This window comes from Streptomyces sp. NPDC102451, from assembly GCF_044765485.1.
Lineage (GTDB): Bacteria > Actinomycetota > Actinomycetes > Streptomycetales > Streptomycetaceae > Streptomyces.
This window is the reverse complement of sequence record NZ_JBIWKD010000016.1, coordinates 64,608-88,263: the sequence shown is the minus strand read 5'-3', so window position 1 is coordinate 88,263 and position 23,656 is coordinate 64,608. Positions and strand designations below refer to the sequence as shown.

General features: G+C 72.0%; 23 protein-coding genes and 1 riboswitch. Of the genes, 4 read left to right on the top strand and 19 right to left on the bottom strand.

What is annotated here, in order from left to right; all coding sequences use genetic code 11:
- Positions 1-52 precede the first annotated feature (52 nt).
- The 14 genes from ACIRD8_RS29005 to ACIRD8_RS28940 all read right to left on the bottom strand — a co-directional run bounded on the left by ACIRD8_RS29005 (position 53) and on the right by ACIRD8_RS28940 (position 14,195).
- Positions 53-2,596, bottom strand: a complete 2,544-nt coding sequence (locus ACIRD8_RS29005) for a polynucleotide kinase-phosphatase (protein ID WP_403997788.1) — start codon at positions 2,594-2,596, stop codon at positions 53-55.
- Complete coding sequence (locus ACIRD8_RS29000) at positions 2,593-4,143, bottom strand: 3' terminal RNA ribose 2'-O-methyltransferase Hen1 (RefSeq protein ID WP_403997785.1); 1,551 nt, start codon at positions 4,141-4,143, stop codon at positions 2,593-2,595. The genes ACIRD8_RS29005 and ACIRD8_RS29000 overlap by 4 nt, the downstream gene beginning before the upstream one ends.
- A gap of 43 nt (positions 4,144-4,186) precedes the next feature.
- On the bottom strand, positions 4,187-5,119 hold the full coding sequence (mmuM, locus tag ACIRD8_RS28995) for a homocysteine S-methyltransferase (RefSeq protein WP_403997782.1): 933 nt from the start codon (positions 5,117-5,119) through the stop codon (positions 4,187-4,189).
- Between the two features lie 129 nt (positions 5,120-5,248).
- Complete coding sequence (locus ACIRD8_RS28990; RefSeq protein WP_403997779.1) at positions 5,249-6,172, bottom strand: LLM class F420-dependent oxidoreductase; 924 nt, start codon at positions 6,170-6,172, stop codon at positions 5,249-5,251.
- Between the two features lie 91 nt (positions 6,173-6,263).
- The gene (locus ACIRD8_RS28985; RefSeq protein ID WP_403997776.1) at positions 6,264-6,788 is read right to left on the bottom strand and encodes a DUF6099 family protein; all 525 of its coding nucleotides are present in this window, start codon (positions 6,786-6,788) and stop codon (positions 6,264-6,266) included.
- A gap of 137 nt (positions 6,789-6,925) precedes the next feature.
- Positions 6,926-7,285, bottom strand: a complete 360-nt coding sequence (locus ACIRD8_RS28980; protein WP_403997773.1) for a nucleotide pyrophosphohydrolase — start codon at positions 7,283-7,285, stop codon at positions 6,926-6,928.
- Positions 7,282-8,511 carry an ATP-binding protein gene (locus tag ACIRD8_RS28975; protein WP_403998048.1) on the bottom strand — a complete coding sequence of 410 codons (1,230 nt, stop codon included), beginning with the start codon at positions 8,509-8,511 and terminating at the stop codon, positions 7,282-7,284. The genes ACIRD8_RS28980 and ACIRD8_RS28975 overlap by 4 nt, the downstream gene beginning before the upstream one ends.
- A 7-nt stretch (positions 8,512-8,518) precedes the next feature.
- Entirely contained in the window at positions 8,519-8,923 is a 405-nt protein-coding gene (locus ACIRD8_RS28970) for a cell division protein SepF (RefSeq protein WP_403997770.1), read from the bottom strand.
- A 75-nt stretch (positions 8,924-8,998) separates the two neighbouring features.
- The gene (locus tag ACIRD8_RS28965; protein WP_403997767.1) at positions 8,999-10,306 is read right to left on the bottom strand and encodes a cytochrome P450; all 1,308 of its coding nucleotides are present in this window, start codon (positions 10,304-10,306) and stop codon (positions 8,999-9,001) included.
- On the bottom strand, positions 10,303-10,917 hold the full coding sequence (locus ACIRD8_RS28960; RefSeq protein WP_403997764.1) for a GTP-binding protein: 615 nt from the start codon (positions 10,915-10,917) through the stop codon (positions 10,303-10,305). Before ACIRD8_RS28960 ends, ACIRD8_RS28965 begins: the two co-directional genes overlap by 4 nt.
- Entirely contained in the window at positions 10,895-11,248 is a 354-nt protein-coding gene (locus ACIRD8_RS28955) for a DUF742 domain-containing protein (protein ID WP_403997761.1), read from the bottom strand. The genes ACIRD8_RS28960 and ACIRD8_RS28955 overlap by 23 nt, the downstream gene beginning before the upstream one ends.
- Positions 11,245-11,667: a roadblock/LC7 domain-containing protein gene (locus ACIRD8_RS28950; protein ID WP_389196566.1), complete on the bottom strand. Its 423-nt coding sequence runs from the start codon at positions 11,665-11,667 to the stop codon at positions 11,245-11,247. Before ACIRD8_RS28950 ends, ACIRD8_RS28955 begins: the two co-directional genes overlap by 4 nt.
- Complete coding sequence (locus ACIRD8_RS28945; RefSeq protein ID WP_403997758.1) at positions 11,664-13,121, bottom strand: ATP-binding protein; 1,458 nt, start codon at positions 13,119-13,121, stop codon at positions 11,664-11,666. The genes ACIRD8_RS28950 and ACIRD8_RS28945 overlap by 4 nt, the downstream gene beginning before the upstream one ends.
- A gap of 81 nt (positions 13,122-13,202) precedes the next feature.
- On the bottom strand, positions 13,203-14,195 hold the full coding sequence (locus ACIRD8_RS28940; protein WP_403997756.1) for an MBL fold metallo-hydrolase: 993 nt from the start codon (positions 14,193-14,195) through the stop codon (positions 13,203-13,205).
- A gap of 406 nt (positions 14,196-14,601) precedes the next feature.
- On the opposite strand from ACIRD8_RS28940, the gene ACIRD8_RS28935 reads away from it, so the two are divergent.
- On the top strand, positions 14,602-15,495 hold the full coding sequence (locus ACIRD8_RS28935; RefSeq protein WP_403997754.1) for an SIS domain-containing protein: 894 nt from the start codon (positions 14,602-14,604) through the stop codon (positions 15,493-15,495).
- Between the two features lie 64 nt (positions 15,496-15,559).
- Here ACIRD8_RS28935 and ACIRD8_RS28930 read toward each other — a convergent pair whose 3' ends face one another.
- Both ACIRD8_RS28930 and ACIRD8_RS28925 read right to left on the bottom strand, forming a co-directional pair.
- Entirely contained in the window at positions 15,560-16,147 is a 588-nt protein-coding gene (locus ACIRD8_RS28930; RefSeq protein ID WP_403997751.1) for a hypothetical protein, read from the bottom strand.
- Between the two features lie 247 nt (positions 16,148-16,394).
- Positions 16,395-17,246, bottom strand: a complete 852-nt coding sequence (locus ACIRD8_RS28925) for a transglycosylase SLT domain-containing protein (RefSeq protein WP_403997748.1) — start codon at positions 17,244-17,246, stop codon at positions 16,395-16,397.
- A 4-nt stretch (positions 17,247-17,250) separates the two neighbouring features.
- Positions 17,251-17,440: riboswitch (cyclic di-AMP (ydaO/yuaA leader) on the bottom strand.
- 357 nt (positions 17,441-17,797) lie between these two features.
- Between ACIRD8_RS28925 and ACIRD8_RS28920 the strand changes: the two genes are divergently transcribed.
- Positions 17,798-18,028 carry a hypothetical protein gene (locus ACIRD8_RS28920; protein WP_403997745.1) on the top strand — a complete coding sequence of 77 codons (231 nt, stop codon included), beginning with the start codon at positions 17,798-17,800 and terminating at the stop codon, positions 18,026-18,028.
- 194 nt (positions 18,029-18,222) lie between these two features.
- Complete coding sequence (locus tag ACIRD8_RS28915; protein WP_403997744.1) at positions 18,223-18,618, top strand: molybdopterin-binding protein; 396 nt, start codon at positions 18,223-18,225, stop codon at positions 18,616-18,618.
- A gap of 103 nt (positions 18,619-18,721) precedes the next feature.
- On the opposite strand, the gene ACIRD8_RS28910 is transcribed toward ACIRD8_RS28915, so the two are convergent.
- The gene (locus ACIRD8_RS28910; RefSeq protein ID WP_403997741.1) at positions 18,722-19,174 is read right to left on the bottom strand and encodes a flavodoxin family protein; all 453 of its coding nucleotides are present in this window, start codon (positions 19,172-19,174) and stop codon (positions 18,722-18,724) included.
- Between the two features lie 73 nt (positions 19,175-19,247).
- On the bottom strand, positions 19,248-21,527 hold the full coding sequence (locus ACIRD8_RS28905) for a heavy metal translocating P-type ATPase (protein WP_403997738.1): 2,280 nt from the start codon (positions 21,525-21,527) through the stop codon (positions 19,248-19,250).
- A 187-nt stretch (positions 21,528-21,714) separates the two neighbouring features.
- Between ACIRD8_RS28905 and ACIRD8_RS28900 the strand changes: the two genes are divergently transcribed.
- Positions 21,715-22,662 (top strand): hypothetical protein, encoded by a 948-nt coding sequence (locus tag ACIRD8_RS28900; RefSeq protein WP_403997735.1) that lies wholly within the window; start codon positions 21,715-21,717, stop codon positions 22,660-22,662.
- Between the two features lie 106 nt (positions 22,663-22,768).
- Here the strand turns inward: ACIRD8_RS28900 and ACIRD8_RS28895 are convergent, their stop codons facing one another.
- Positions 22,769-23,458 carry a FadR/GntR family transcriptional regulator gene (locus ACIRD8_RS28895; protein WP_403997732.1) on the bottom strand — a complete coding sequence of 230 codons (690 nt, stop codon included), beginning with the start codon at positions 23,456-23,458 and terminating at the stop codon, positions 22,769-22,771.
- Between the last annotated feature and the right edge of the window lie 198 nt (positions 23,459-23,656).

The following is a 23,656-nucleotide window of genomic DNA, read 5'->3' as shown; positions in this document are numbered from 1 at the left end:
GCCGTTCACCCTGCGAACCGCCACCCGATTCCGGCCGGACCGGGCGACAGACCTACAGCCGCGGGTCGACGGGCTCCGACTCCAGGGCCAGGACCGCGAAGACCGCCTCGTGGATCCGCCACAGCGGCTCCCCGTCGGCGAGCCGGTCGAGCGCCTCCAGACCGAGGGCGTACTCCCGCAGGGCCAGCGAGCGCTTGTGGCCGAGGAACCGGGAGCGCAGCCGCTCCAGATTCTCCGGCCGCGTGTACTCGGGGCCGTAGATGATCCGCAGGTACTCCCGGCCGCGCACCTTGATGCCCGGCTGGACGAGCCTGTCCTTCCCGTCCCGGACGAGGGCGCCCAGCGGCTTGACCACCATGCCCTCGCCGCCGCGGCCGGTCATCTCCAGCCACCAGTCGATGCCCGAGCGCACGGAGGCCTCGTCACCCGTGTCGACGACGAGGCGCCGGGTGACCTGGAGCAGACCGGTCGGGTCGTGCTCGACGAGCCGGTCCAGCCACGCCAGCTGCTCGTCGTGGGGCACGGAGGCGAGCGAGCGGCCCTGCACCGCGAGGATCTGGAACGGCGCGAGCCGGACGCCGTCCAGCCCTTCGGTGCTCCAGCAGTAGCGGCGGTAGGCCTCCGTGAAGGCGGCGGCGTCCTCGGCGCGCTCCCGCTGGCGGCGGGCCAGGGCTCCGACGTCGACGCCGCGGGCGGCCGCCGCGGTCAGGGCCTGGTCCGCCACGGGCAGGACCGCGCCTGCGGCCGCGCCCACCGCGGCGTACTGCGAGCGCAGCAGCCCCGCCGCCTTGAGGGACCAGGGCATCAACTCGGCGTCGAGCACCACCCAGTCGGTGTTCCACTCCTCCCAGAGTCCGGCGGCGGTGACGGCGGCGCGCAGCCGCCCGAGGACGACCTCGGTGAGCGCCGTGTCGTCCAGGAACGGCCGTCCGGTGCGGGTGTGCAGGGCACCGGTGGGGCCGCCGGCGCCGAAACGCTCGCGGGCGGCGTCGGCGTCGCGGCAGACCAGCGCCACGGCGCGCGAACCCATGTGCTTCTCCTCGCAGACGACCTTGGTGACGCCGTCCGCGCGGTACTGCGCGAACGCCTCGGCCGGATGCTCCAGGAAGCCCTCCTCGTGGGAGGTCGCGGTCGGCGCCATGGTCGGCGGAAGGTACGTCAGCAGCCTGGGGTCGACGGCGAAGCGGCTCATGACTTCGAGCGCCGCCGCCGCGTTCTCCTCGCGCACCGCGACCCTGCCCATGTGCCGGGTCTCCACGATGCGGCGGCCCTGCACGTCGGCGAGGTCCAGCGGCCGCCCCTCCCGGCCCCCGGGGGCCTCGGTGGTCAGCGGCTTCACCGGCTCGTACCAGACGCGCTCGGCCGGTACGTCGACGATCTCCCGCTCCGGCCAGCGCAGTGCGGTCATCTTTCCGCCGAAGACCGCCCCGGTGTCCAGGCAGAGGGTGTTGTTGACCCAGGAGGCGTTGGGCACCGGGGTGTGGCCGTAGACCACGGCGGCGCTGCCCCGGTAGTCCTCGGCCCAGGGGTAGCGCACGGGCAGGCCGAACTCGTCCGTCTCGCCCGTCGTCTCCCCGTACAGCGCGTGCGAACGCACCCGCCCCGACGTGCGCCCGTGGTACTTCTCGGGCAGCCCCGCGTGGCAGACGACCAGCTTGCCGTCGTCCAGGACGTAGTGGCTGACCAGTCCGTCGATGAACTCCGCGACCTGCTTGCGGAACTCGGGGTGCTCGGTGTCCTCCCGCTCCAGCTGCTCGACGGTCTCGGCGAGGCCGTGGCTGTGCTGGACCTTGCGCCCCTTGAGGTAACGGCCGAGCTTGTTCTCGTGGTTGCCCGGCACGCACAGCGCGTCGCCCGACGCCACCATCGACATGACGCGGCGCAGCACGCCGGGGCTGTCGGGGCCCCGGTCGACGAGGTCGCCCACGAACACGGCGGTACGACCCTCGGGGTGCGTGCCGTCCTTGTATCCCAGCTTGCCGAGCAGGGTGTCCAGCTCGGAGCTGCAGCCGTGGATGTCGCCGATGATGTCGAAGGGGCCTGTGAGGTGCCGGAGGTCGTTGTAGCGGCGCTCCAGGACGACTTCGGCGGTGTCGGCCTCCTCCTCGGTGCGCAGGATGTGGACCTTGCGGAAGCCTTCGCGCTCCAGGCCGCGCAGCGAGCGGCGCAGCTCGCGGCGGTGGCGCTGCACGACATGGCGGGGCATGGAGGCACGGTCGGGCCGGGTGGCGTTGCGGGCCTGGCAGAGTTCCTCGGGCAGGTCCAGCACGATGGCGATGGGCAGCACGTCGTACTGCCGGGCCAGCTGGACGAGCTGCTTACGGCTCTCCGGCTGCACGTTGGTGGCGTCGACGACGGTGAGCCGGCCCGCGGCGAGGCGCTTGCCCGCGATGTAGTGGAGGACGTCGAAGGCGTCGCGGCTGGCGCTCTGGTCGTTCTCGTCGTCGGCGACGAGCCCCCGGCAGAAGTCCGAGGAGACGATCTCGGTCGGCTTGAAGTGCTTGCGGGCGAAGGTGGACTTGCCCGACCCGGTGGCGCCGATGAGGACGACGAGGGACAGGTCGGTCACCGGCAGCGTGCGAGAGGTACTGGTCATGCGGCCTTCGCCTCCTTCGTCGTCCTGCGGGCGGCCGCCTCGTGGGCGGTCGTGCCCTGGTCGGTCGTGTCCTGGGTGGTCGTGTCGTGGGCGGTCGTGCCCTGGGCCGTGGTCATCGTGAACACGGCCATCTGTGTGGGAGGGCCCACCTCGGGGTCGTCCGGGCCCACGGCCACGAACGTCACCGTGTAGCCGTGGCGCCCGGCCACCTGCTCCGCCCAGTCCCGGAACTCCTCCCTGGTCCACTCGAAGCGGTGGTCGCCATGGCGCACGTGCCCGGCGGGAAGCGTCTCCCAGCGAACGTTGTACTCGACGTTGGGCGTCGTCACCAGCACGGTCCGCGGTCGCGCGGAGCCGAACACCGCGTACTCCAGGGCGGGGAGCCGAGGCAGGTCGAGGTGCTCGATCACCTCGCTCAGCACCGCGGCGTCGTACCCCTTCAGCTGCTTGTCGGTGTAGGTGAGCGCGCCCTGCCGGAGGGTGACCCGCCCGGCCTGCCGCTCGCCCATGCGGTCCAGCTTCAGCCGGCGCGCGGCGACGGTCAGGGCGCGCATCGACACGTCGACCCCGACGATCTCGGTGAAGCGCACGTCCTTGAGCAGCGCCTGCACCAGCTGGCCCTGCCCGCAGCCCAGGTCGAGCACCCGGGCCGCCCCGGCGGCGCGCAGCGCCTCCAGGATCGCCGTACGGCGCTGCTCGGCGAGCGGCACCGGCTTCTCCTCCGTGTCGGTGGTCTCGTCGACCGCGTTGTCGACGCTCTCCACCTCCAGGTCGTCCGACTCCGCGAGCCGAACCAGCTCGAGCCGCTCCATCGCCTGCCGGGTGAGCCCCCAGCGCCGGGAGAGATAGCGGCTGGTGATCAGCTTCTGCTCGGGGTGGCCGGCCAGCCAGCCCTCGCCGGCCCGGAGCAGCTTGTCCACCTCGTCGGGTGCGACCCAGTAGTGCTTGGCGTCGTCGAGCACCGGGAGCAGCACGTACAGCTGGCGGAGGGCGTCCGCGAGCCGCAACTCCCCCTCCAGCACCAGCCGTACGTAGCGCGAGTCGCCCCACTCCGGGAACTGCTCGTCCAGCGGTACGGCCACGGCGTCCACCCGTGTCCAGCCGAGCGGCGCGAAGAGCTTGTGCACCAGCTCCGGGCCGCCGCGTGCGGGCAGGGCGGGCACCTCGATCCGCAACGGCAGCGGTTCCTCGGCCCGTTCGGGCATCGCCCGGCACACCCCGTTCAGCGCGGACTTGAACACCGTCGTCATCGCGACCGAGAGCAACGAGGACGCCGCGTACGGCCGGTCGTTGACGTACTGCGCGAGCGCCGCGTCGGGGGCTCCGCCCCGGCCCTTGCCCTTGCCGCGCCTCACCAGCGCCACCGGATCCACCTCGAGGAGCAGGGCCGCCGTACAGCGTTCCGCTGACGCCTCGGGGTAGAAGACCTGCGCGGTCCCGTGCGAGGTGGAGAACGTCTGCGCCTTGTCGGGATGCTTGTGCAGCAGATAACCGAGATCGGTGGCGGGACGCTCAGGGGTGCCGGTCGTGCTGATAGTCAGGAACACGTGTCCGAGTATGGTCCGGTGATCTGTCTCCCACCAGGCAATTTCACACCTCCGACGACGCCAGTCGGTCCGCCAGCGCCGCGATCTCGGACGGGCCGACCCGGCAGCACCCGCCGACCAGCCGCGCGCCCGCCCGCTGCCAGTCCCGCACCCTGCCCGGTTCGAACGTGCCTCTCCCGGTCCAGCCCCGGCCGTCGGCGTCCCACTCCTCCCCGCTGTTCGGATAGACGACCACCGGTTTGCCCGTGGCGGCCGCCGCCTCGACCGCACGGTCGGCGTCGGCGGGGTCGCAGCAGTTGACCCCGACGGCCACCACCTGGTCCACGCCGGAGACCAGCGCGAACGCCTCCTCCAGAGGCTGTCCGGCCCTGGTCAGGTCCCCCGCCACGCTGTAGGAGAGCCAGACCGGCACCCCGAGCCCCTCGACCGCCCGCAGCAGGGCCTCGGCCTCATCGATGTCCGGCACCGTCTCCAGCGCCATCACATCGGGACCCGCCTCGGCCAGGGTCTCTGCCCGGGGCCGGTGGAAGCGCTCCAGCTCCCGGACGGTGAGCCCGTACCGGCCGCGGTACTCGCTGCCGTCCGCGAGCATCGCCCCGTACGGTCCGACGGAGGCGGCGACCCAGTGCTCACGGCCCGTCACCACGCCGGCCCGGCGCGCCGACTCCACACTGCCGGCCATCAGCTCCGCCGCCCCGGCCCGGCCGATCCCTCGCCGCGCGAACCCTTCGAAGGTCGCCTGGTAGCTGGCGGTGATGAGCACCTGCGCGCCCGCCCGCGCATAGGCCGTGTGGGCGGCCTCGATCTGCTGGGGCGCGTCGCTCAGCAGCCGGGCCGACCACAGGGCGTCGGACAGATCGCAGCCCTGCGCCTCCAGCTGGTTGGAGAGCCCGCCGTCCAGCAGGACCGTCCCCTCGGCGAGCGCGTCGCCGAGCGTCCGGCCGGGCAGGGTGTCCGGTGTCCGGGCGGAGTCCACAACTGCTCCTCGCTGTCGGCCGGTCCTGTCGGTCCGGCGGTCGTGCGGGTCCCGTCCCTCGGCGGGCCGGGACCCTCCCGTCAGCTGTCGGCTGTCAGCTGGCGGCTGGCGGCTGGCGGCTGGCGGCTGTCAGCCCAGCTGCGACTGGACCTGCGACGAGATCAGTTCCAGATGGTCCAGGTCGTGCAGGTCCAGAACCTGGAGGTAGATCCGCGAGGAGCCGATGGCGGCGAACCGGCCGATCTTCTCGACCACCTCGTCGGGCGAGCCCGCCAGCCCGTTCGCCTTGAGCTCCTCGACGTCCCTTCCGATGACCGCCGCGCGCCGCGCCACCTCCGCGTCGTTCTTCCCGACGCAGACCACCAGGGCGTTGGAGTACACCAGGTCGTCGGGGGCCCGCCCCGCCACCACGGCCGCGTCCTTGACCCGGCCGAACTGCTTCTCGGTGTCCTCGAGGGAGGCGAAGGGGATGTTGAACTCGTCCGCGTACCGCGCGGCCAGCCGCGGGGTACGGACCGCGCCGTGGCCGCCGATCAGGACCGGCACCTTCGCCTGGGCAGGCTTCGGCAGCGCCGGCGAGTCGGTGAGCTGGTAGTACGTACCGTCGTAGCTGAACGTCTTGCCGGTCTCGGTCTCCCACAGGCCGGTGATGATCGCCAGCTGCTCCTCCAGCCGGCCGAACTTCTCCTTCGGGAACGGGATGCCGTACGCCTTGTGCTCCTCCTCGAACCAGCCGGCGCCCAGGCCCAACTCGACCCGGCCGCCGGACATCTGGTCGACCTGGGCGACCTGGATCGCCAGCACTCCGGGCAGGCGGAAGGTGCCCGCGGTCATCAGCGTGCCGAGGCGGATCCGCTTGGTCTCGCGGGCCAGTCCGGCCAGAGTGATCCATGCGTCGGTCGGGCCGGGCAGGCCGTCGCCGGAGCCCATGCGCAGATAGTGGTCCGACCGGTAGAAGGCATCGAAGCCGAGGTCCTCGGTGGCCTTGGCGGCGGTGAGCAGGGTGTCGTAGCTCGCCCCTTGCTGGGGCTCGGTGAAGATTCGAAGATCCATGCCTCCATCCTGCACCTTCGAACCAGCCGCGCCCCCTCCCTCTTCCTTCTTCCCCCGCGACCACCACTTCCCGGCCGCCCGGCCGTCCGGCTCACGGCTGGCCGGCGACGAAGCCGGCCGGCCCGTGGATCACCCCGGAAGGGCCGTCGCGCTCCCGCTCCAGCTGCTGCTCGTGCTCCTGCTCGGCAAGCCGTCTCAGCATGCCGTGAACCCGGTCCACGGACTCGTCGACGGCGTCTATCGCCTCGATGCACTGCCAGTAGAGCCCCTCCTCCTCCGTGCCGCAGGCCACCCCCACCAGCGCGATGCCCGCCTCACCGAGGAGCAGCGCGAGAGCGGCCAACGTTCTCGGCACGTGATCCACTTCGGTGAGCTGCGAGGCCCGCACGCCTCCCGCCGGAACCATCGGGTGGTCGAGCACGGCACTGCCCAGGGCGCAGGTCTCGCTGAGCCCGCGCGCCTCCGTCCGTAACTCCGCCGGTCCGTACCTCGCCAGCTGTCCGCCGACCGCCCGGGCGAGTGCCTGTGCCTGCCAGGCCTCCGCCATGACGGCCGGCACCCCCCGGCTCCCCGCCAGCGCGCTCCGGCCCGCTGCGATCAGTCGCTCCGCCTCCATGCCACTCCCCCGTCGCCGAGACCACTCGTACAGAAGAACCCGCTCATCTCTTCATTACCCACAGTGAGGGTCTCGGCACACGAAAGCCAGAGGAAATCGGAAATCTGTGGACAGGAAGCCGATTGTGGATAAGTCGATCACTCCGAAGAGTGACGTTCGGTCACCTCGGCGCCTTCCGGCACCGGAAAGCGCGCCTCGTTGCGGTCGATCTTGGCGGCCAGCGCCGCCAGGGGGTCGATGCCCAGCACCGCGCAGAACTGCAGCAGATAGGCCAGGACGTCCGCGACCTCGTCCGTCACACGGAACGCCGTACCGGCGTCGTCCATCACTGCCGCCGACTGCTCCGGCGTCAGCCACTGGAAGATCTCCAGGAGTTCGGAGGCCTCCACGCTCAGCGCGGCGCTGAGGTTCTTGGGGGTGTGGTACGGCTCCCAGGCCCGGGCCTCCGCGAAGTCGGTCAGCCGCCGCTGCAGTTGTGCTACATCAAGTTCCGTCACCGCCCCAGGTCTACCACTGTCGCACCGGCCGTCCCCCGGGCGGCTGCGGCGGCCGCCTCACCGACCGTCCCCAGCAGGCGCATGTGCCCGTCCGCGCAGATCGACGCGGCCAGGGCCAGCAGCTCCGCCGTCTGCCGCGCGTCCAGGTCCCGGTCGAGTCCGTCGGCCAGGACGGTGAGGGCCTGCATCGCCGACGGCACCTCCGCAGCCGGATCCACCACCAGGACGTGGGGGCCCGTCAGCAGCACCAGCGCGAAGGCCAGATACCTGAGCTCGCCGTCGCCGAGACGGCCGAGGGGTGTGCTGCGGCCCGGGCCCCGCCCGGCCAGGGCCCGCACGGTCCCGTCCTCCAGGAGCGCGGCGGTCAGCCCCGTCACCTGCCCCGCGCATCCGGCGTCCGCGCAGGCGACCAGCCGGGCGTGCCGCTGCGCGCACTGGCTGTGGGTGCGGTGCAGCACATCGGCGAGGTTGTCGCAGCAGGAGGTCAGCCGTCCCTCCCCGGCCGGCACCGGCGCGCGCATCAGCCGCGGCTGGGGATCGCAGACGAAGGCCGACCGCAGGGCCACCACCACCTGTTCGGCGGCGGCCAGCACCCTGAGCTGCCCGTCCGTCGTCCCCGCGACCCGCAACGGCAGCAGTGCCGTGCCGAGCCGGTCGTCGGGGAAGGGGGCACGCGTCACCGGCACCGCCCCCGCCGTGTACCAGGCGGCCTGGACGAAGGAGCGCCCGGGATCCCGAAGCGCCGTGCTCAGCAGGGTCTCGTCGCCGTCCGTCAGCCGCTCGCCGACGATGCGGAGCGCGGGTTCGGCCTGCACGGCGAGATCCAGTCTCACCGGGCCGGCCGGGCCCTCCACCGTGCAGCCGAGCCTGAATCCGCGCCGCCCCTGCCCGTCGGCGCCGGCCCCGTCGGGCACCCAGGCCGCCGGATCGGGGAAGACGTCCTCCAGCGGATCACCGGCTGCCAGCCGCGCGAGCGCCTCGTACCCGCGCAGGGCGGTCGACTTGCCGCTGCCGCTGCCCCCGGCGAGCAGCGTGAACGGCCCGAGCGGGATGACGGTACGGCGGTGCGAGGCGAAGGAGTCGAGCCGGAGTTCACCGACGAAGGGACGGGCGGGACGGGCGGAACGGTCCGCGCCGGACGGCGCCGGGGCCGTCGTCCCCGTGGAGATCACAGTCATGAACGGACCGTACGCACGCCCCCGAGCGGCGAACCGTTCCGCCCGCACCACCTTCCTACGATTGAGGTACGCCCGCCGCGGTGACCCCCTCGACCTCCATGCCGACCGGCGCGAGCAGGAAGACGTTGCGGTCCACCCGGTGCATCCCGCTGCCGAGTCCGAAGACCACACCGCTGCTGAAGTCCAGGATGCGCTTGGCCACATCGGTCTCGGCGCCGGTCAGGTCCAGCAGGACCGGGATCTGGGCCACCAGATACTCGGCCACCTCACGGGCGTCCGCGAAGACCTGGACCCGCAGGACGACCAGGCGCCGCTGCTCGGCCGCCTCCTGGTCCGGGACCGTCCTGTGGTCGACCCGGGAGGGCCATTCGTTACGGCCCCTCAGGGGTACGACCTGGGCGAGCCCTTCCCACTGTTCGTCGGTGGCGTCGTACCTGTCGTACCTGTCGTACCTGCTCACAGAACCACCCCGTCCGTATGCCGGTTGGCTGTGCGCCGGCTGCGCTCGCTGTTCATCGGGCAATTCTCTCGCCCCTCACCCGTTCGGCGTACCACCGACACGGTTCGGAACGTGATCGGCGGTGTCCGGGGCGCCCGTGCCGCCGGGTTCGGGGAGCGTGTCGAGCGGTGTGAAGCGGACCGGGAGATGGGCCGGGGCACGGTGGAAGGGCCCCGGCCGCCAGACGAGCGCGCCGGGTTCGACGGCCAGTTCCAGGTCGCAGAGCTGACTGGTGAGCTGTTCGATCGCGGTCATCGCCATCAGCAGGGCGGGCTGCTTGGCGGGGCAGCGGTGCGGCCCCGCCGACCAGGCCAGGTGGGCACCGTCGCCGGAGCGCCCCGCGGGGCCCGAACCGGTGGGCGGTGACTGGGTGTTGGCGGCGGCGAAGGAGACCAGCACCAGCTGCCCGGCGCGCAGCGGCACCCCGTGGAACTCGGTGTCGTGGCGCGGGAAGTGCGCGCCCATGTTGGCGATCGGCGGGTCGCGCCAGAGCACGTCGTCGACCGCCTCCCGCGCGGTCATGGCGCCGCCGTGCAGGGAGCCGCCGTACCCGGTGTCACTGAGCATGCGCAGCAGCGCGTTGCCGATGAGATTGGTCGTGGGGTCGTGGCCCGCGCTCATGATGAGCGTGATCTGGCGCACGGCCTCGTTGTCGTCGAGACCGGCCGGATGCTCCAGCAGGTAGGTGGTGAGATCGCGGCCCGGGCGGCGCCGCCGCGCGGAGACGAGAGCGGTGACGACACCCACGAGATCGTCGTACGCCGCTTTCGCGCCCTCCGCGGAGTCCATCATTCCGGCGGTGCCGCGGACCACCCGCTCGGTGTCCTGGGGGTCCACGCCGAAGGCGGCGGTGAAGACGTGCAGGGGGAGCCTGCGGGCGTACTGGGCGATGAGGTCACCTGTGCCGGTGGCCGAGAACGCGGCGATGAGCCGCTGCGCGACCCGGGCGACCTCGGCGCGCAGCAGGTGGGGTTCGATCAGCGCGAGGGTGTCGTTGATGGCGTCGCGGTAGCGGGCGTGGACGGTCCCGTCGGTGAAGAGCGCGGTGGGGCGGTAGCCGAGCACGGGCAGGAGCGGCGAGTCGGCCGGCATGCCCGCCTGCCAGGCTCGCGGGTCCTTGGTGAAGGTCTCGGTGTCCCGCAGCAGGTCGACGGCCGCGTGGTAGTCGGTGACCAGCAGCGCGTCGACGTCCGGCGCGATGCGCACCCTGGCCAGCGGCCCCTGGGCGCGCAGCCTGCGGTAGTGGCCGTGCGGATCGGCGGCGAAGCCGGCCCCGTACAGCGCGAGGGGTCCGAGGAGCGAGGGGGCGGAGCCGGGCGAAGTGCCGGTCACGGGAGGGGTCATGAGGATTCCTGGGGCGCGGGCAGGCGGGTCAGCGCGTGCTCGGCGAGGGCGATCAGGGCGTCGATGCTGCCCCGGCGCTCGCGGGCGTCGCACTGCACCAGCGGGGTGCGGGGGTCGAGGTCGAGGTGCTTGCGCAGGACCTCGTCCGCGTGGGCGGGGGCGTCGGGGAAGCGGTTCACGGCGACGGCGTACGGCAGCCCCTGCTCCTCCACCATGTCCATGACGGCGAAGGAGTCCTCAAGCCGGCGGGTGTCGACGATGACCAGGGCGCCGAGCGCGCCGCGTGCGATGTCCTCCCACAGCGGGAGGAAGCGCTCCTGGCCCGGTGTGCCGAACATGTAGAGCACCAGGTCGTCCTGGACGGTCAGCCGGCCGAAGTCGACGGCGACGGTGGTCGTGGTCTTCTCCGGAAGCCCGGCGGTGTCGTCGAGTCCCGTACTGGACTGCGTCATCGCCTCTTCCGTGTGCAGGGTCGGGATCTCCGACAGCGTGCGGATCAGGGTCGTCTTGCCCACGCCGAAGGGACCCGTGACGACGAGTTTCATCAGGGTCTCGGCGGCGCTCGGCAGATAGCCGATGCCGCCCCGGTCAGTGGAGGGAACGGAGTCCAACGAGCAGCCTCTCGACGAGCGACCGGTCGATCTCACCGGCGCTGGGGATCGGTGGTCGAGCGTGCAGATGTCCTGCGGCCACGAGGTCCGTGGCCAGGAAGACCGTGGCGCTGACCGGCAGTTCCAGATGGGCGGCGCACTCGACGACGGTGAGGGCTCCCGGATCCAGGAGCTCACACAGCCTGCGCTGCTCCGAACCGGTTTCCGGCGGCACGGCCGAGTCCGTACGGAGGAGCACGGCGAGCCGGTCGAGTGCGGGACCGGTGGGTGCGGAGCGGCCACCGGTGACCAGGTAGGCGGGAATCAGGCGGCGGCCCGGTCCGGGGGTCATGGCCGGGTGGCAGCGTCCGGTTGGCGGGTGGGGGCGTGCATGGCCCTGGTGAGCGCGGTGACCTGCACCTGCATCTGGTAGGCGATGTTCCCCAGATGCGCGTCCGGGGCCGCGAACAGGGCCAGAGTGGTGTTCTTGCCCGCCGGTACGACGACGGCGAAACCCAGGTCGGACTCCACGACCGTCTGGGCGAGGCGCGGCGACTCGGCCTCGGTGAACGCGGTGGTGAAGGCGCGGGCAGCGGCGTGCAGGGTGGCCGTCATCGCGGCGACGCGCTCGGCGGACGCACGGTCCAGGCCGGGCGAGGCGCCCTCGACGAGTCCGTCGCCGGTGGCGACCACGGCGTGCTGTACGCCGGGCAGCTCCAGCAGGGGGGTCAGCACCCAGGCGAGATCACCGGCGGTGGGGGTGGTGCTCACGTCTCGTCGTCTCCTTGGTCGTCCGATGGGGATGCCGGGGGCGCCGGCGGGGTCGCGGGCGCCTTCCGGCCGCTGAGGGTGCCCTCCTGGAGCGCGGCCCAGGCGGCACCGGCCTGCTCCGGCGTACGGGGCGCGGGCTCCTCGGCCGCCTGCTGCCGGGCCGCCGACGCCTCCGGGGAGGCCGTCCGGCGGGATCTGCGCCGCCGGGTGGGCAGCCCTGCGGGAGGCGCCGCTTCCTCGGCGGGTTCCGCGGGCGCGGACACGACGGACTCGGCGGGTACGGACGCGACGGGCTCCGGGGGCTCGGCGGACTCCGCCGGCTCGGCGGGCACCGGCCCGGGTGCGGCGGGCTCCGTGGCGAGGACCTCGGGGCCTTCGGCAGCCGCCCCGGCCGGCCGCGCCCGCACCGGCTTCGGGGCGAGCACCGACAGGGTGCGGTCGTCGTCGATCACGGTCAGCAGATGGGCCGGAATACGCAGCATCGCGCGCATCCCCCCGTACGGCGACGACTCGATGTGGCAGCTGAAGCCGTACCGCGCGATGAGCCGCCCCACCACGGCGAACCCGGTCTGCGGCGGGTCCCCCAGCTCGGTGAGCAGCACCTCGGAGGGGCCCGACAGCAGGGCGCGGGCCCGTTCCAGCGCGTCTTCGTCCATGCCGATCCCGGCGTCGTCGACGAGGATCAGGGCGCCGCGCCCCGGGGTCTGCTGGACCGTCACCGGCACCTCGGTGTCCGGGTGCGAGTACGCCGTCGCATTGGCCAGCAGCTCGGCGAGCGCGATCGCGAGGGGTTCGGCGGCGCGGGCGACCAGCGCGAGCCGCTCCTGGCGCAGATGGTTGGCGACCTTGATCCGCTCGTACCCGGGGACCCGTGACTGGGCCCCGAGCACGACCTCGACGAGCGAGGAGTTCTGCCGGGCGAGTCCGGGCCAGGCGTCGCAGAGGACGGCCGTGGCCTGGGTGCGGCGGAGCGCCAGTTCGTTACGGAAGTCGAGCTGCAGGATCCGCGGGTCGTCGTACTCGTGCTGGAGCTCGTGGAGCAGGTGCTGGGACTGGTTGAGCAGCGACTGGATCTTGGCGGAGGTACCGCGCATGGCCGACCGCGCAGCCGCGTCGACGCGTACACGCTCCTCCAGGACCGCCGTGCGCGCGGCCTGTACGGCCTCGGTCAGCAGCCGCGCGGCATCGCCCTCGATACCGGCGGCCTCCCGGAGCCCGGGGACGGCAGCGGTCCGGTGGGAGAGCGCGGTGGCCGCGGCGGGTATCCGCTTCCGGGCCAGCTGACGGATCTCCTCGGTGAGGGCGAGGGTGCGGGCCTCGGCCGCCTTGGCCTGACGTTCGGTCAGTTCTACGCGCGCCGAGGCGCCGTAGGCTTCGCGTCTGGCCTGATACGTGCGAGTGGCCGACCATATCGCCACCGTCACGGCGATCAGTGCCACGATCCATGCCACCACGGCGTCACCGCGTCTCTGTTGTCGGGGACGGTCGACAGCCCGCGCGTCGGCGGGGTGTCCGGGCGGCGTGCCGGCGGGCCGTCACGCCGGCTCCCCGGCGGAGCCCGCGTCGGTCCCGTGAGCGACGGCGGCCACGTCGGCCATCACCTGGAGGACGCCGGGGAGCTCGGATCCGTCCAGGTGGCGGTACTCGCTCCCGATGGTCACCACGAGCCGCTCGGGCAGACCGAGCGCCGGGTAGCGGCCCTCCGCGATGACCCGGCGGGCCGCCTCGACCGCGGGCACGCCCGCCGCGTGGAGGGCGTGAGCCCGGTCGCGTACGTACGCGAGATAGGCCATGTGCTCCCGCACTCCGGCGGGGTCGAGCACCGGGCCGTGCCCCGGCACGATCACCTCGGCGCCGGTGGCCAGGACTCGTTCACAGGCGTCGATCACGTTGTCCAGGGGTCCCGCCCAGTGCACCGGGTGGTCACCGGGCTGCTGCGGGGTGGAGGAGAAGATGACGTCTCCGCTGAACACCGTGCGCTGCGCGGGCAGATGGACGATCAGGTCACCCGCCGTGTGCGCGGGCGGCAGGGAGGACACCTGGACGGTGTACTCCCCCAGGGTCAGTTCGAGCTCTCCGGTGAAGTAGGTCGTCGGCCGAACCGCTTCGGTGCCCGACCAGTCGAAGACTCCGAAGTGACGGCCGAGGTACGCGCCGAGGGGTGTGGAGGGATCACTTCCGGCCACCAGGGCGTGCTGCTGCTGCGGGGTGGGGTCGTAGTGGATGTGCTCCCGGGCCTCGCGGGTCGCGATGATCTCCGCGTCCGGCAGCACCCCGGCACCCCAGAAGTGGTCCCCGTTGGCATGGGTGACGATCACACGGTCGACGCTCACCCCGTCGGGCAGCCGCTTCTGGCTCTCCACCAGGAACTGACCGGCCAGAACCGTGTCGTACGGGGTGTCGATCCACAACGCACCGCGCGGCGACACGAGGAGACCGCAGTTGGCCAGCCCCCAGCCCCGCTTCGGCGGCAGCCAGGCGTACAGCCCGCTGCCGAGGTCAACGACGTCCCCACCCGTGATCGACATGGGCTGATTATGCCGACCACGATCCGGCCGCGCGTTCGAACTCGGCCAACATGCAGTCCTGATGGCTTGAAATCACCCCTTGACCTGGCCGCCCGCCGTCGGCCGGTGACCGTCCGGGGTTGCCGCGGATCGGCCGCATGAGCGATTTTCCGCCTGATGTACGGGATGTCGTCCGCCGGGTCCGCGCCGCGCGACGGATACCCACCCAGCCGCGGCAGAACCGGATCGGGTCGGCTACCCACCGAGCATGGCTGAAAACCGACGCCGCATGGATGACGGGCACGTAAACACTTTGCTTGTTCTTGCTCGATTGACCCGGCTAACATGCAGAATTGAACACGCGGGCGTCGGTTCCATCCAGCCCCGCCCCACCAGATGCGAGCAGCAGCGGAAGCGGAGTGCGGACATGTCGCATGTCGAGACCGAGACAGCCGGCCAGCCGGAGTGCTGGCGCCGCGCCGAGGAAGTGGCTGCCGACCGGAGGACGGCCCTGCCCGCCGCCGGTGAGCGCATCGCCGTCGTCGGCTGCGGAACGTCGTACTACATGGCACAGGCGTACGCCTCGCTCCGCGAGGACTCCGGCCAGGGCGAGTCGGACGCGTACGCCGCCTCGGAGTTCCCCGTCGGGCGCGCGTACGACCGGGTCGTCGCGCTGACGCGGTCGGGCACGACGACGGAGGTGCTCGGCCTGCTGTCCGGGCTGCGGGGCTCCACCCGGACCGTCGCCGTGACCGCAGACCCGCGGACCCCGGTGATGGCCGCGGCCGACGACGTGGTCGTCCTCGACTTCGCCGACGAACGGTCAGTGGTCCAGACGAGGTTCGCGACCACCGCGCTGACCCTGTTCCGCGCCCATCTCGGGCTGCACACCGAGGACGTCGTCCGGGACGCGGAGACCGCACTGGCGGAGCCGCTGCCGGAGGGGCTCCTGGACTGCACCCAGTTCAGCTTCCTGGGGCGCGGCTGGACGGTCGGGCTCGCCAACGAGGCGGCGCTGAAGATGAAGGAGGCGTCCCTGTCCTGGACGGAGTCCTATCCGGCGATGGAGTACCGCCACGGCCCCATCAGCATCGCCACGGCCGGAACGGCGACCTGGATGTTCGGCACCGCTCCGGAAGGGCTGCGGGAGCAGGTGCAGGCGACCGGGGCGCGCTGGGTGGAGAGCGGACTGGACCCGCTGGCCGACCTGGTGCGGGTCCAGCGGCTGGCGATCGCCCGCGCGGCGGCCCGTGGCCTCGATCCCGACCAGCCGCGCCATCTGACGCGGTCGGTGGTGCTCGGTACGGCCGCCGGGGCCTGACGCCGTCACGGCATGCCGCGCACCGGGCCGGCGGACGGCCCGGTGCGCGGCGGCGACCGTGAGGTCAGGCCTCTTCGAAGTGGGCGTCCAGCGCCTCGTCGAGCTCCGCGGTCCACGTCTTGAGGTCGCTGCGGGCCCCTGCCTCGACCTCGGCGTTGAACCACCGGCGGCTCGACAGGTGGACGGTCACGGTGAACCGGCGGCCGAAGCGGCCGGTCCTGACCTCGACCGCGCCGATCTCGGACCAGTCGAACTCGGCCTCCTGGTCGTCGAGCGTGAAGCGGACGCCCTCGGCGTCCACCCTGATGGACCCGCGCCGGTCGCTGACCTCGAAGACGGGGCCGTCCTCGGCGTCGGCGCTCCCGCCCACGGCTCCGGGGGCCGCTCCGTCGTCCGGGGCCGTGTCGTCGCCCCCGGCCGCCGTGGAACCGTCCACGGGCCCCTCGGCCGCCTCCTCGGCGGGCGCGTCCGTGACGTCGGCCTCCGGGACCGCATCGGCCACCTCGGGCTCCTGTGGCTCCAGGGACCCCTGGGGCGCCGCCTCCTCCGCCTCCGTCCGCGCGGGGGCAGGGGCCGTCAGGCCGGGGATGTACGCCGGGTCTGTCCCCGCGGCGAACTCGGGCTTGGTGTTCGAATCTATGCGCTGCTCCACGGCGGGCAGTATGGACGACGAACCTGTACGAGACCAGTCAACCGGTCTCCGCCCCGCCTGTCGGCGGCCGTGACAGCGCGGTCCGGGGCCTCCGGACACGGGTGGCTCCGGACATGGGGACCCAGGACACGGGTGGCTCCGGAAAACGGACGACGGGTGGTGCGGGTTCCGCCGAACCCGCACCACCCGTCACTTCTGTCCCTCTGTCACACACACCCGTGTGTCAGTGGTCCCGCCTCGGCAGGACTCAGTAGGCGCCGAAGACATTGTCGATGGAGCCGTACTTGTCCGCGGCGTAGTTGCACGCGGCCGTGATGTTGGCGACCGGGTCGTAGCTGTCCATCGACGTACCGGGCACGTGGTAGGCCTGGAAGGTCGGGTCGATGACCTGCAGGAGGCCCTTCGACGGGACGCCGTTGATCGCGTTGATGTCCCAGTTGTTGATGGCCTGCGGGTCACCCGCGGACTCGCGGATGATGTTGCGGTGGATGCCCTCGTAGCTGCCGGGGATGCCGTGCTCGGCCATGACGGCGAGCGACTCCTTGATCCAGCCGTCGAGGTCGTTCGTGTACGAGACCGGCTCGGCCGCGGGAGCGGCTTCGGCGGCGGGCGCACCCTCAGCGGCGACGGTGGTGCTCGTGCGCTCCGAGCGGTCGGCGCGGTCGGCGCTCTGCTCGGCACGGTCGGAGGAGGCCTTGGATTCGGCCTTGTCCGCGGACTTGTTCTCGGCCTTGCCGCCAAGGGTCAGCTTGAGACCGGGGTGAATCAGGTCGGGGTTTCCACCGACGACCTTCTCGTTGCCCTCGTACAGCGCCTTCCAGCCACCGCTCACGGAATGCTCCCGCGCGATCTTCGCGAGGGTGTCACCCACGACCACGGAATACGTGGCGGACTTCGACTTCTGCGCGGCAATTCCCTTGCCGGGCACGGCAGTCGACGTTGCGGCCTTTTCGACGGCGACCGGCTGGGCCGGGGCGGCGAAGGCACTGGTGGCGCCGATCACGGGGAGGGCCAGGGCGGCTCCGCCCGTGCTCACGGCGATGATGCCGCGGGTCAGCGAACTGGTCCTGAAACGACGGTGCTTACCATTCTCGGGCATGCTGAATTCCTCTCCGTCGCCTGCGAAGTGAGCTGTCGGGTTCGGGCTGGAGATGCCCGGCCGCATGCGAATGCGACTTCACCCCGAGCCGCTCCGGAAACCGGATCGGCGCTTACTTGGGTCCCCCGCTCCTGCCGTACGAGAACTGGTCGGTGAGGTCACCGGACGGCGGCAGGATTCGGCGTTCCGCCCGGAGTGATGGTGACCGTAGGCGAGAAATAGGGAAAGGAACAAGCCTGGTTCGTTGATCACAATTCATTCGCAAGATCAATTCTTTGGAATTCATGTAATCCACCCCACATCGCGCCCGCCACTCCTCTTGGCACAGAAGGGAACCGACTGCCGCACCCCCGCGTCTGGGGCGCATAAGGTGACGCTGGTCACGGAGTCCGATTCGGGCGATTTGCTCCCGAGCGAAGGCCCCAGGTCACATGAAATGGCCTTTTATGGATTACGGGATTAATTTAATAAAAGCACCGCAAACCGGGCATACGACTCACAGATCATGCCGCCTGGCATACCGAGGGCATCCGCGTGGAACCGATCCGCCCATGACTGAAAGCCCTCACGCCTCGGCCCCCCGGATCACCGTCCTGCCCGTTCAGCCCGGGGACCCGCCCTTCCGCATCGTGGAGATCGACGGAGCGGTGATCGGAGGCGCGACCGACATGACGGACGTCCTGATCGCCGCCGCGGCGGCCGGCATTCGGGTCCACGACCTCGACGACCCGGCCGTCATCCGATGGGTGGGAGGCGGCAAGCTCACCTGGAGGCCGCGCTGAGCGGACCAGGAGGACATCAGGACGGTCGCCGCCCCGCACGGCGGCGACCAGGGCGGCCGCCGTGCGTTCCGCGTCCGGCCGGGGATCGGCCTCATCCCGGAGTGGAACGCCGCCACCCCTCCAGGGGTTCGCACATGCGAGGAATTCTGCGAGTAAACCTTGCATATGCAAGAGCAGCCTCTAGCATGGGACGCATGCAGACCTACACCATCGGGCAGGCCGCGCGCCTCCTCGGAGTCAGCCCTGACACCGCCCGGCGCTGGGCGGACGCCGGCCGGGTCGCGACCCATCGCGACGAGGGCGGACGCCGCCTCATCGACGGCCGCGATCTGGCGGCGTTCTCGATCGAGGTGGGCCAGAGCGGGCCCGGCGACGAGGAGGTCTCCTACACCTCGGCGCGCAACGCCTTCCCGGGCATCGTCACCGCGGTGAAGCTCGGTGACGTAGCGGCCCAGGTCGACATCCAGGCCGGCCCGCACCGCCTCGTCTCGCTCCTGACCCGGGAAGCCGTGGAGGAGCTGGGGCTGGAGGTCGGCATGCAGGCCACGGCCCGCGTGAAGTCGACCAGCGTGCACATCGACCGCGCCTGACGCGGCACCCACCGCCGGGCATCCGGGCGCGCCGTGCCGGGGCTGCCGTGCGGGCGGTGCCGGGGCTGCCGGGCGCGCCTCGTTCCGGCTGCCTGGCGGGTCGTCACTCCATCAGTCCGGCGGCGAGGGTCGCCCCCAGCTCCCAGCACGCCTCGGTATCCGCCTTGCCCGGCTCACCGGTGACGGTCACGGCGTCGGCCGCACGGCGCCATCCGAGGCCCGTCGTGATCGTCTCGATGCCCCGTACGGCGCCGGTGACGTCGTTGCCGCCGTGCACGTAGTAGCCGAAGGGCCGGCCCTTCGTCCCGTCCAGGCACGGGTAGTAGACCTGGTCGAAGAAGTGCTTCAGGGCGCCGGACATGTATCCGAGGTTCGCCGGTGTGCCGAGCAGATAGCCGTCGGCCGCCAGTACGTCGGACGCCGTGGCGGAGAGGGCTGCCCGCCGCACGACCCGTACGCCTTCGATGTCCTCCGTCGTCGCGCCGGAGAGCACCGCTTCGAACAGCGCCTGGCAGTTGGGCGAGGGCGTGTGATGCACGATCAGCAGAGTGGCCACGCCACCGAACCTACCCGCTCACCGGAGCCCTCGCCCTGCCGGGGAACCCGGGCTCCCCGGCAGGCGCGCAGGCTCACTCGACGGCCCGGAAACCGCGCAGACGGAGGCTGTTGCCGACGACGAAGACCGACGAGAAGGCCATCGCCGCTCCCGCGATCATGGGGTTGAGCAGGCCTGCCGCGGCGAGCGGGAGGGCCGCCACGTTGTAGGCGAAGGCCCAGAAGAGGTTCGAGCGGATCGTGCCCAGCGTCCTGCGGGAGAGGCGGATCGCGTCGGCGGCCACCCTCAGGTCCCCCCGTACGAGCGTCAGGTCACCGGCCTCGATCGCGGCGTCCGTGCCCGTCCCCATGGACAGTCCCAGGTCGGCCTGGGCGAGCGCCGCGGCGTCGTTGACCCCGTCGCCGACCATGGCGACGGTGCGCCCCTCCGCCTGGAGCTTCCTGACGACCTCGGCCTTGTCCTGCGGCATGACCTCGGCGATGACCTGGTCGATGCCGACCTCGGCCGCGACGGACTCGGCGACCGCCTTGTTGTCGCCGGTCAGCAGGACGGGCGTCAGTCCGAGGGCACGCAGCCGCCGGACCGCTTCGGCGCTGGTCTCCTTGACCGCGTCGGCGACCTCCAGGACCGCGCGTGCCTCGCCGTCCCAGGCGACCGCGATCACGGTGCGCCCGCTCCTCTCGGCCAGGTCCTTCGCCTCCCTGAGCTCGTCGGGGAGCCCGATGGCCCACTCGGCCAGCAGCTTCTCGCGGCCGACGAGCACCGCGTGGCCCTCGACGATGCCCTGGACACCGAGCCCGGGGACGTTGGCGAAGTCCTCGGGCGCGGGCAGCGCGCCCACCTTCGCGGCGGCCCCCTCGGCCACGGCCCGGGCGATCGGGTGTTCGGAGGAGTGCTCCAACGCGCCTGCCAGCCTCAGCACTTCGGCCTCATCCGTGGTCCCGGAGGCGTGGACCTTCAGCAGGGTCATCCGGCCCGTGGTGACGGTGCCCGTCTTGTCGAGGAGGATCGTGTCGGCCCTGCGGGTGTTCTCCAGGACCTCAGGACCCTTGATCAGGATGCCGAGCTGGGCCCCGCGTCCGGTGCCGACCAGCAGGGCGGTGGGCGTGGCCAGCCCCAGCGCGCAGGGGCAGGCGATGATCAGTACGGCGACGGCGGCGGTGAAGGCCGCGGTGAGTCCGGCGCCCGAACCGAGCCAGAAGCCGAGTGTGGCGAGCGCCAGGCCGATGACGACCGGGACGAACACCGCGGAGATCCTGTCGGCCAGGCGCTGGACGGCGGCCTTGCCGCTCTGGGCCTCTTCCACGAGCGCGGCCATCCGGGCCAGCTGGGTGTCGGCGCCGACCCTGGTGGCCTCGACGACCAGGCGGCCGCCGGCGTTGAGGGTCGCCCCGGTGACGGAGTCCCCGGCGGAGACCTCGACGGGCACGGACTCGCCGGTGAGCATCGAGACGTCGACGGCGGAGGAGCCCTCGATCACGGTCCCGTCCGTGGCGATCTTCTCGCCGGGGCGGACCAGGAAGCGGTCCCCCACGCGCAGACCTGACGTGGGCAGGGTGACCTCACGGCCCTCGCGCACCACGGTGACCTCCTTGGCGCCCAGCTCCATGAGCGCCTTGAGGGCCGCGCCGGCCTTGCGCTTGGAACGGACCTCGAAGTACCGGCCGGCCAGGATGAAGGCCGTGACTCCGGCGGCGGCCTCCAGGTAGATGTTCCCCGCCCCGTCGCCCCGGCTGATCGTGAACTCGAAGGGATGCGTCATGCCCGGCATCCCCGCCGTCCCGAAGAAGAGCGCCCACAGCGACCAGAGGAACGCGGCGGACGTGCCGACCGAGATCAGGGTGTCCATCGTGGCCGCGCCGTGCCGGGCGTTGGTCCAGGCGGCACGGTGGAACGGCCAGGCCGCGTACGTGACGACCGGGGCGGCCAGCGTGAGGGAGAGCCACTGCCAGTACTCGAACTGGAGGGCCGGGATCATCGCCATCGCGACGACCGGCGCGGCGAGCAGGGCCGCGGTGACGAGGCGCTGGCGCAGGGACCGCAGCTCGCCGTCGGCACGCTCGTCCTCACCCTCGCTCCGGCCGCCGTCGGGCGTCCCGGTCCCGGCGGGCTCCGGCAGGGGCGGGGCGGGCGGCCGGGCCGTGTAGCCAGTGGCCTCGACCGTGGCGATCAGGTCGTCGACCGAGATGTCCTCAGCGAAAGCGACCCTGGCCTTCTCCGTGGCGTAGTTGACGGTGGCCTCGACCCCCTCCATGCGGTTGAGCTTCTTCTCGATCCGCGCCGCGCACGACGCGCAGGTCATGCCGCCGATGGCGAGCTCGACCCGGGCGGCGCCGGGGGTGGTTGGCGTCATTGCCTGCTCCTCGTCCGAACGGGACCCAGTATACCCCTCACGGGTATCTATCTCTTGATCCAGGTATACCCCCCACCCGTATACATTTCAAGCCTCCACCCTCTCCCTTGCATATACCCCCGCAGGGTATACGTTGGAAGGTGTCGGACCGTCGCGAGCCTCCCCGCAGGAATCAACAGGAGCAGTCATGAACCCCGCCGCGAAGATCACCGCGTTCACCGCCGCACTCGCGGCGTCCTTCGGCGCCGCCTACGGCATCGGAGCCATCGCCGACCCCGGGACCGGGAGCACGGAGCGCTCGGGGCACACGGAGAGTTCCGCGCCGCACGCCGAGGACGGCCGCACCGCATCTCCGGCCGGGGGGCTCCAGATCTCCGAGGACGGCTACACCCTCGACCTCAGGACCCCGCGCGTGAAGGCGGAGCAGCGGAGCGAACTGCGCTTCGCCGTCCTCGACCGGGCGGGCCGGCCGGTCACCGCCTTCCAGCGCGAGCACGACAAGGAGCTGCATCTGATCCTCGCCTCACACGACCTGGCCACCTACCGCCATCTGCATCCCGTCCGGGCGGCCGACGGCACGTGGAGCGTCCCCGTCGAGCTGCCCGCGGCGGGTGACTACCGGGTCTTCGCCGATTTCACGCCCGCCGGCAGGAACGCGCCGGACCTGACCCTGGGCGCCGATCTGGCCGTGTCGGGGCCGTACAAGGCCGCGGAGCTCCCGAAGCCGGCCCGGACGGCCGAGGTCGACGGGTACACGGTCACCCTGAACGGCACGCTGCGTCCCGACGTGCCGGAGCGCCTCATGTTCACCGTGCGGAAGGACGGCCGGCCCGTCACCGACCTGCAGCCCTATCTGGGCGCGTACGGACACCTCGTGGCCCTGCGCGCCGGCGACCTCGCCTATCTGCACGTACACCCCGACGGGGCACCGGGCGACGGCTCCACGGAGCCCGGGCCGGGCGTCTCGTTCACCGCGACGGCGCCCAGCCCCGCCTCCTACCGGCTGTTCCTGGACTTCAAGCACAACGGCACCGTCCGCACGGCGGCCTTCACCGTCCCGTCCGGGGCGGCTGCGGACGCGCCCGGCACGACATCACCGTCGGACGGACACGAGGACGGGGGCCACGGGCACTGACGCGGCCCGGCCCGGTTCGGGGCCCTCGCGCCGGTCCCCTCGGCGACCTCGCGCAGGCCGGCGTACGACAGCTCCGCGACCGCACGGCGGCGGAGCACCTGGGCGGCTACAGCGAAGTGAGCCGGGCGAGTGTCTGTTCCAGTTCCACGCGGAGCGTGCGGGCGGCCGCGTCCCCGTCCCCCCGCGCGACGGCTTCCACCAGGGACGCGTGGCCTTCGTCGCCGTGGTTCGGGTCCCCGGAGCGCAGGTCGAGCAGTTCGAGCATGTCGATCAGTCCCGTGCGCAGCGTGGGGACGAACTCGGTGAACAGGGCCGAGAGCACGGGGTTGTGTGCGGCCGCGACCACGGCGGTGTGCAGGGCGATGTCCGCGTCGACGAACGTGGCGTCGCCCGCGTCAGCGGCGGCGCGGCGTCCGGCCAGCGCCGCGGTGAGGGCGGCGAGGTCGTCGTCCGTCCGGCGCCGCGCGGCCAGTCGCGCGGCCTCGACCTCGATGCTGATGCGGACCTCGTAGACGTCGGTGACGGCCGCGCGGCGCAGCCGCGTCGCCCAGTCCTCCTCGGGCTCGGCCGCGATGACGAAGACGCCCGCCCCCTGCCTCGCCTGCACCAGCCCCGCCCCGGCGAGTGCCCGCAGCGCCTCGCGGACCGTGGAGCGCCCGACGCCGAGGGACGCGGCCAGCGTCGTCTCGCCGGGGAGCTTCGTCCCCACGGGCCAGGATCCTCCGGTGATCTGCTCGCGCAGCTGCTCGGTGGCCTGCTCGACCAGGGGCGAGGGTCTCAGGGGTCCCAGCGGCATACAAGTCACTTCCCGAGTCACTTCGCGATTCACCCCTCAGGTTGTCTGAGGAGTTGGTTCGGGGCTACTGTACCCGGCATGCCGCTGTACGAGCTCCTTCTCCTCGTCCGCCGCTGCGGGGCCTGACACGACTGACCGGCCCCCCGCAGCGGGGGTCGGGCTGTGCCGGTCATTCCACGGCCGAAGAAAGCAGTTCTC

What these genes read in the sequence shown, in the direction of transcription:
- ACIRD8_RS29005 (WP_403997788.1), bottom strand. Translation starts at nt 2,596, where the DNA reads ATGACCAGTACCTCTCGCACGCTGCCGGTGACCGACCTGTCCCTCGTC.
- ACIRD8_RS28905 (WP_403997738.1), bottom strand. Translation starts at nt 21,527, where the DNA reads ATGACGCCAACCACCCCCGGCGCCGCCCGGGTCGAGCTCGCCATCGGC.
- ACIRD8_RS28955 (WP_403997761.1), bottom strand. Translation starts at nt 11,248, where the DNA reads ATGACCCCCGGACCGGGCCGCCGCCTGATTCCCGCCTACCTGGTCACC.
- ACIRD8_RS28895 (WP_403997732.1), bottom strand. Translation starts at nt 23,458, where the DNA reads ATGCCGCTGGGACCCCTGAGACCCTCGCCCCTGGTCGAGCAGGCCACC.
- ACIRD8_RS28965 (WP_403997767.1), bottom strand. Translation starts at nt 10,306, where the DNA reads ATGACCCCTCCCGTGACCGGCACTTCGCCCGGCTCCGCCCCCTCGCTC.
- ACIRD8_RS28935 (WP_403997754.1), top strand. Translation starts at nt 14,602, where the DNA reads ATGTCGCATGTCGAGACCGAGACAGCCGGCCAGCCGGAGTGCTGGCGC.
- ACIRD8_RS28985 (WP_403997776.1), bottom strand. Translation starts at nt 6,788, where the DNA reads ATGGAGGCGGAGCGACTGATCGCAGCGGGCCGGAGCGCGCTGGCGGGG.
- ACIRD8_RS28925 (WP_403997748.1), bottom strand. Translation starts at nt 17,246, where the DNA reads ATGCCCGAGAATGGTAAGCACCGTCGTTTCAGGACCAGTTCGCTGACC.
- ACIRD8_RS28940 (WP_403997756.1), bottom strand. Translation starts at nt 14,195, where the DNA reads ATGTCGATCACGGGTGGGGACGTCGTTGACCTCGGCAGCGGGCTGTAC.
- ACIRD8_RS28900 (WP_403997735.1), top strand. Translation starts at nt 21,715, where the DNA reads ATGAACCCCGCCGCGAAGATCACCGCGTTCACCGCCGCACTCGCGGCG.
- ACIRD8_RS28990 (WP_403997779.1), bottom strand. Translation starts at nt 6,172, where the DNA reads ATGGATCTTCGAATCTTCACCGAGCCCCAGCAAGGGGCGAGCTACGAC.
- ACIRD8_RS28920 (WP_403997745.1), top strand. Translation starts at nt 17,798, where the DNA reads ATGACTGAAAGCCCTCACGCCTCGGCCCCCCGGATCACCGTCCTGCCC.
- ACIRD8_RS28915 (WP_403997744.1), top strand. Translation starts at nt 18,223, where the DNA reads ATGCAGACCTACACCATCGGGCAGGCCGCGCGCCTCCTCGGAGTCAGC.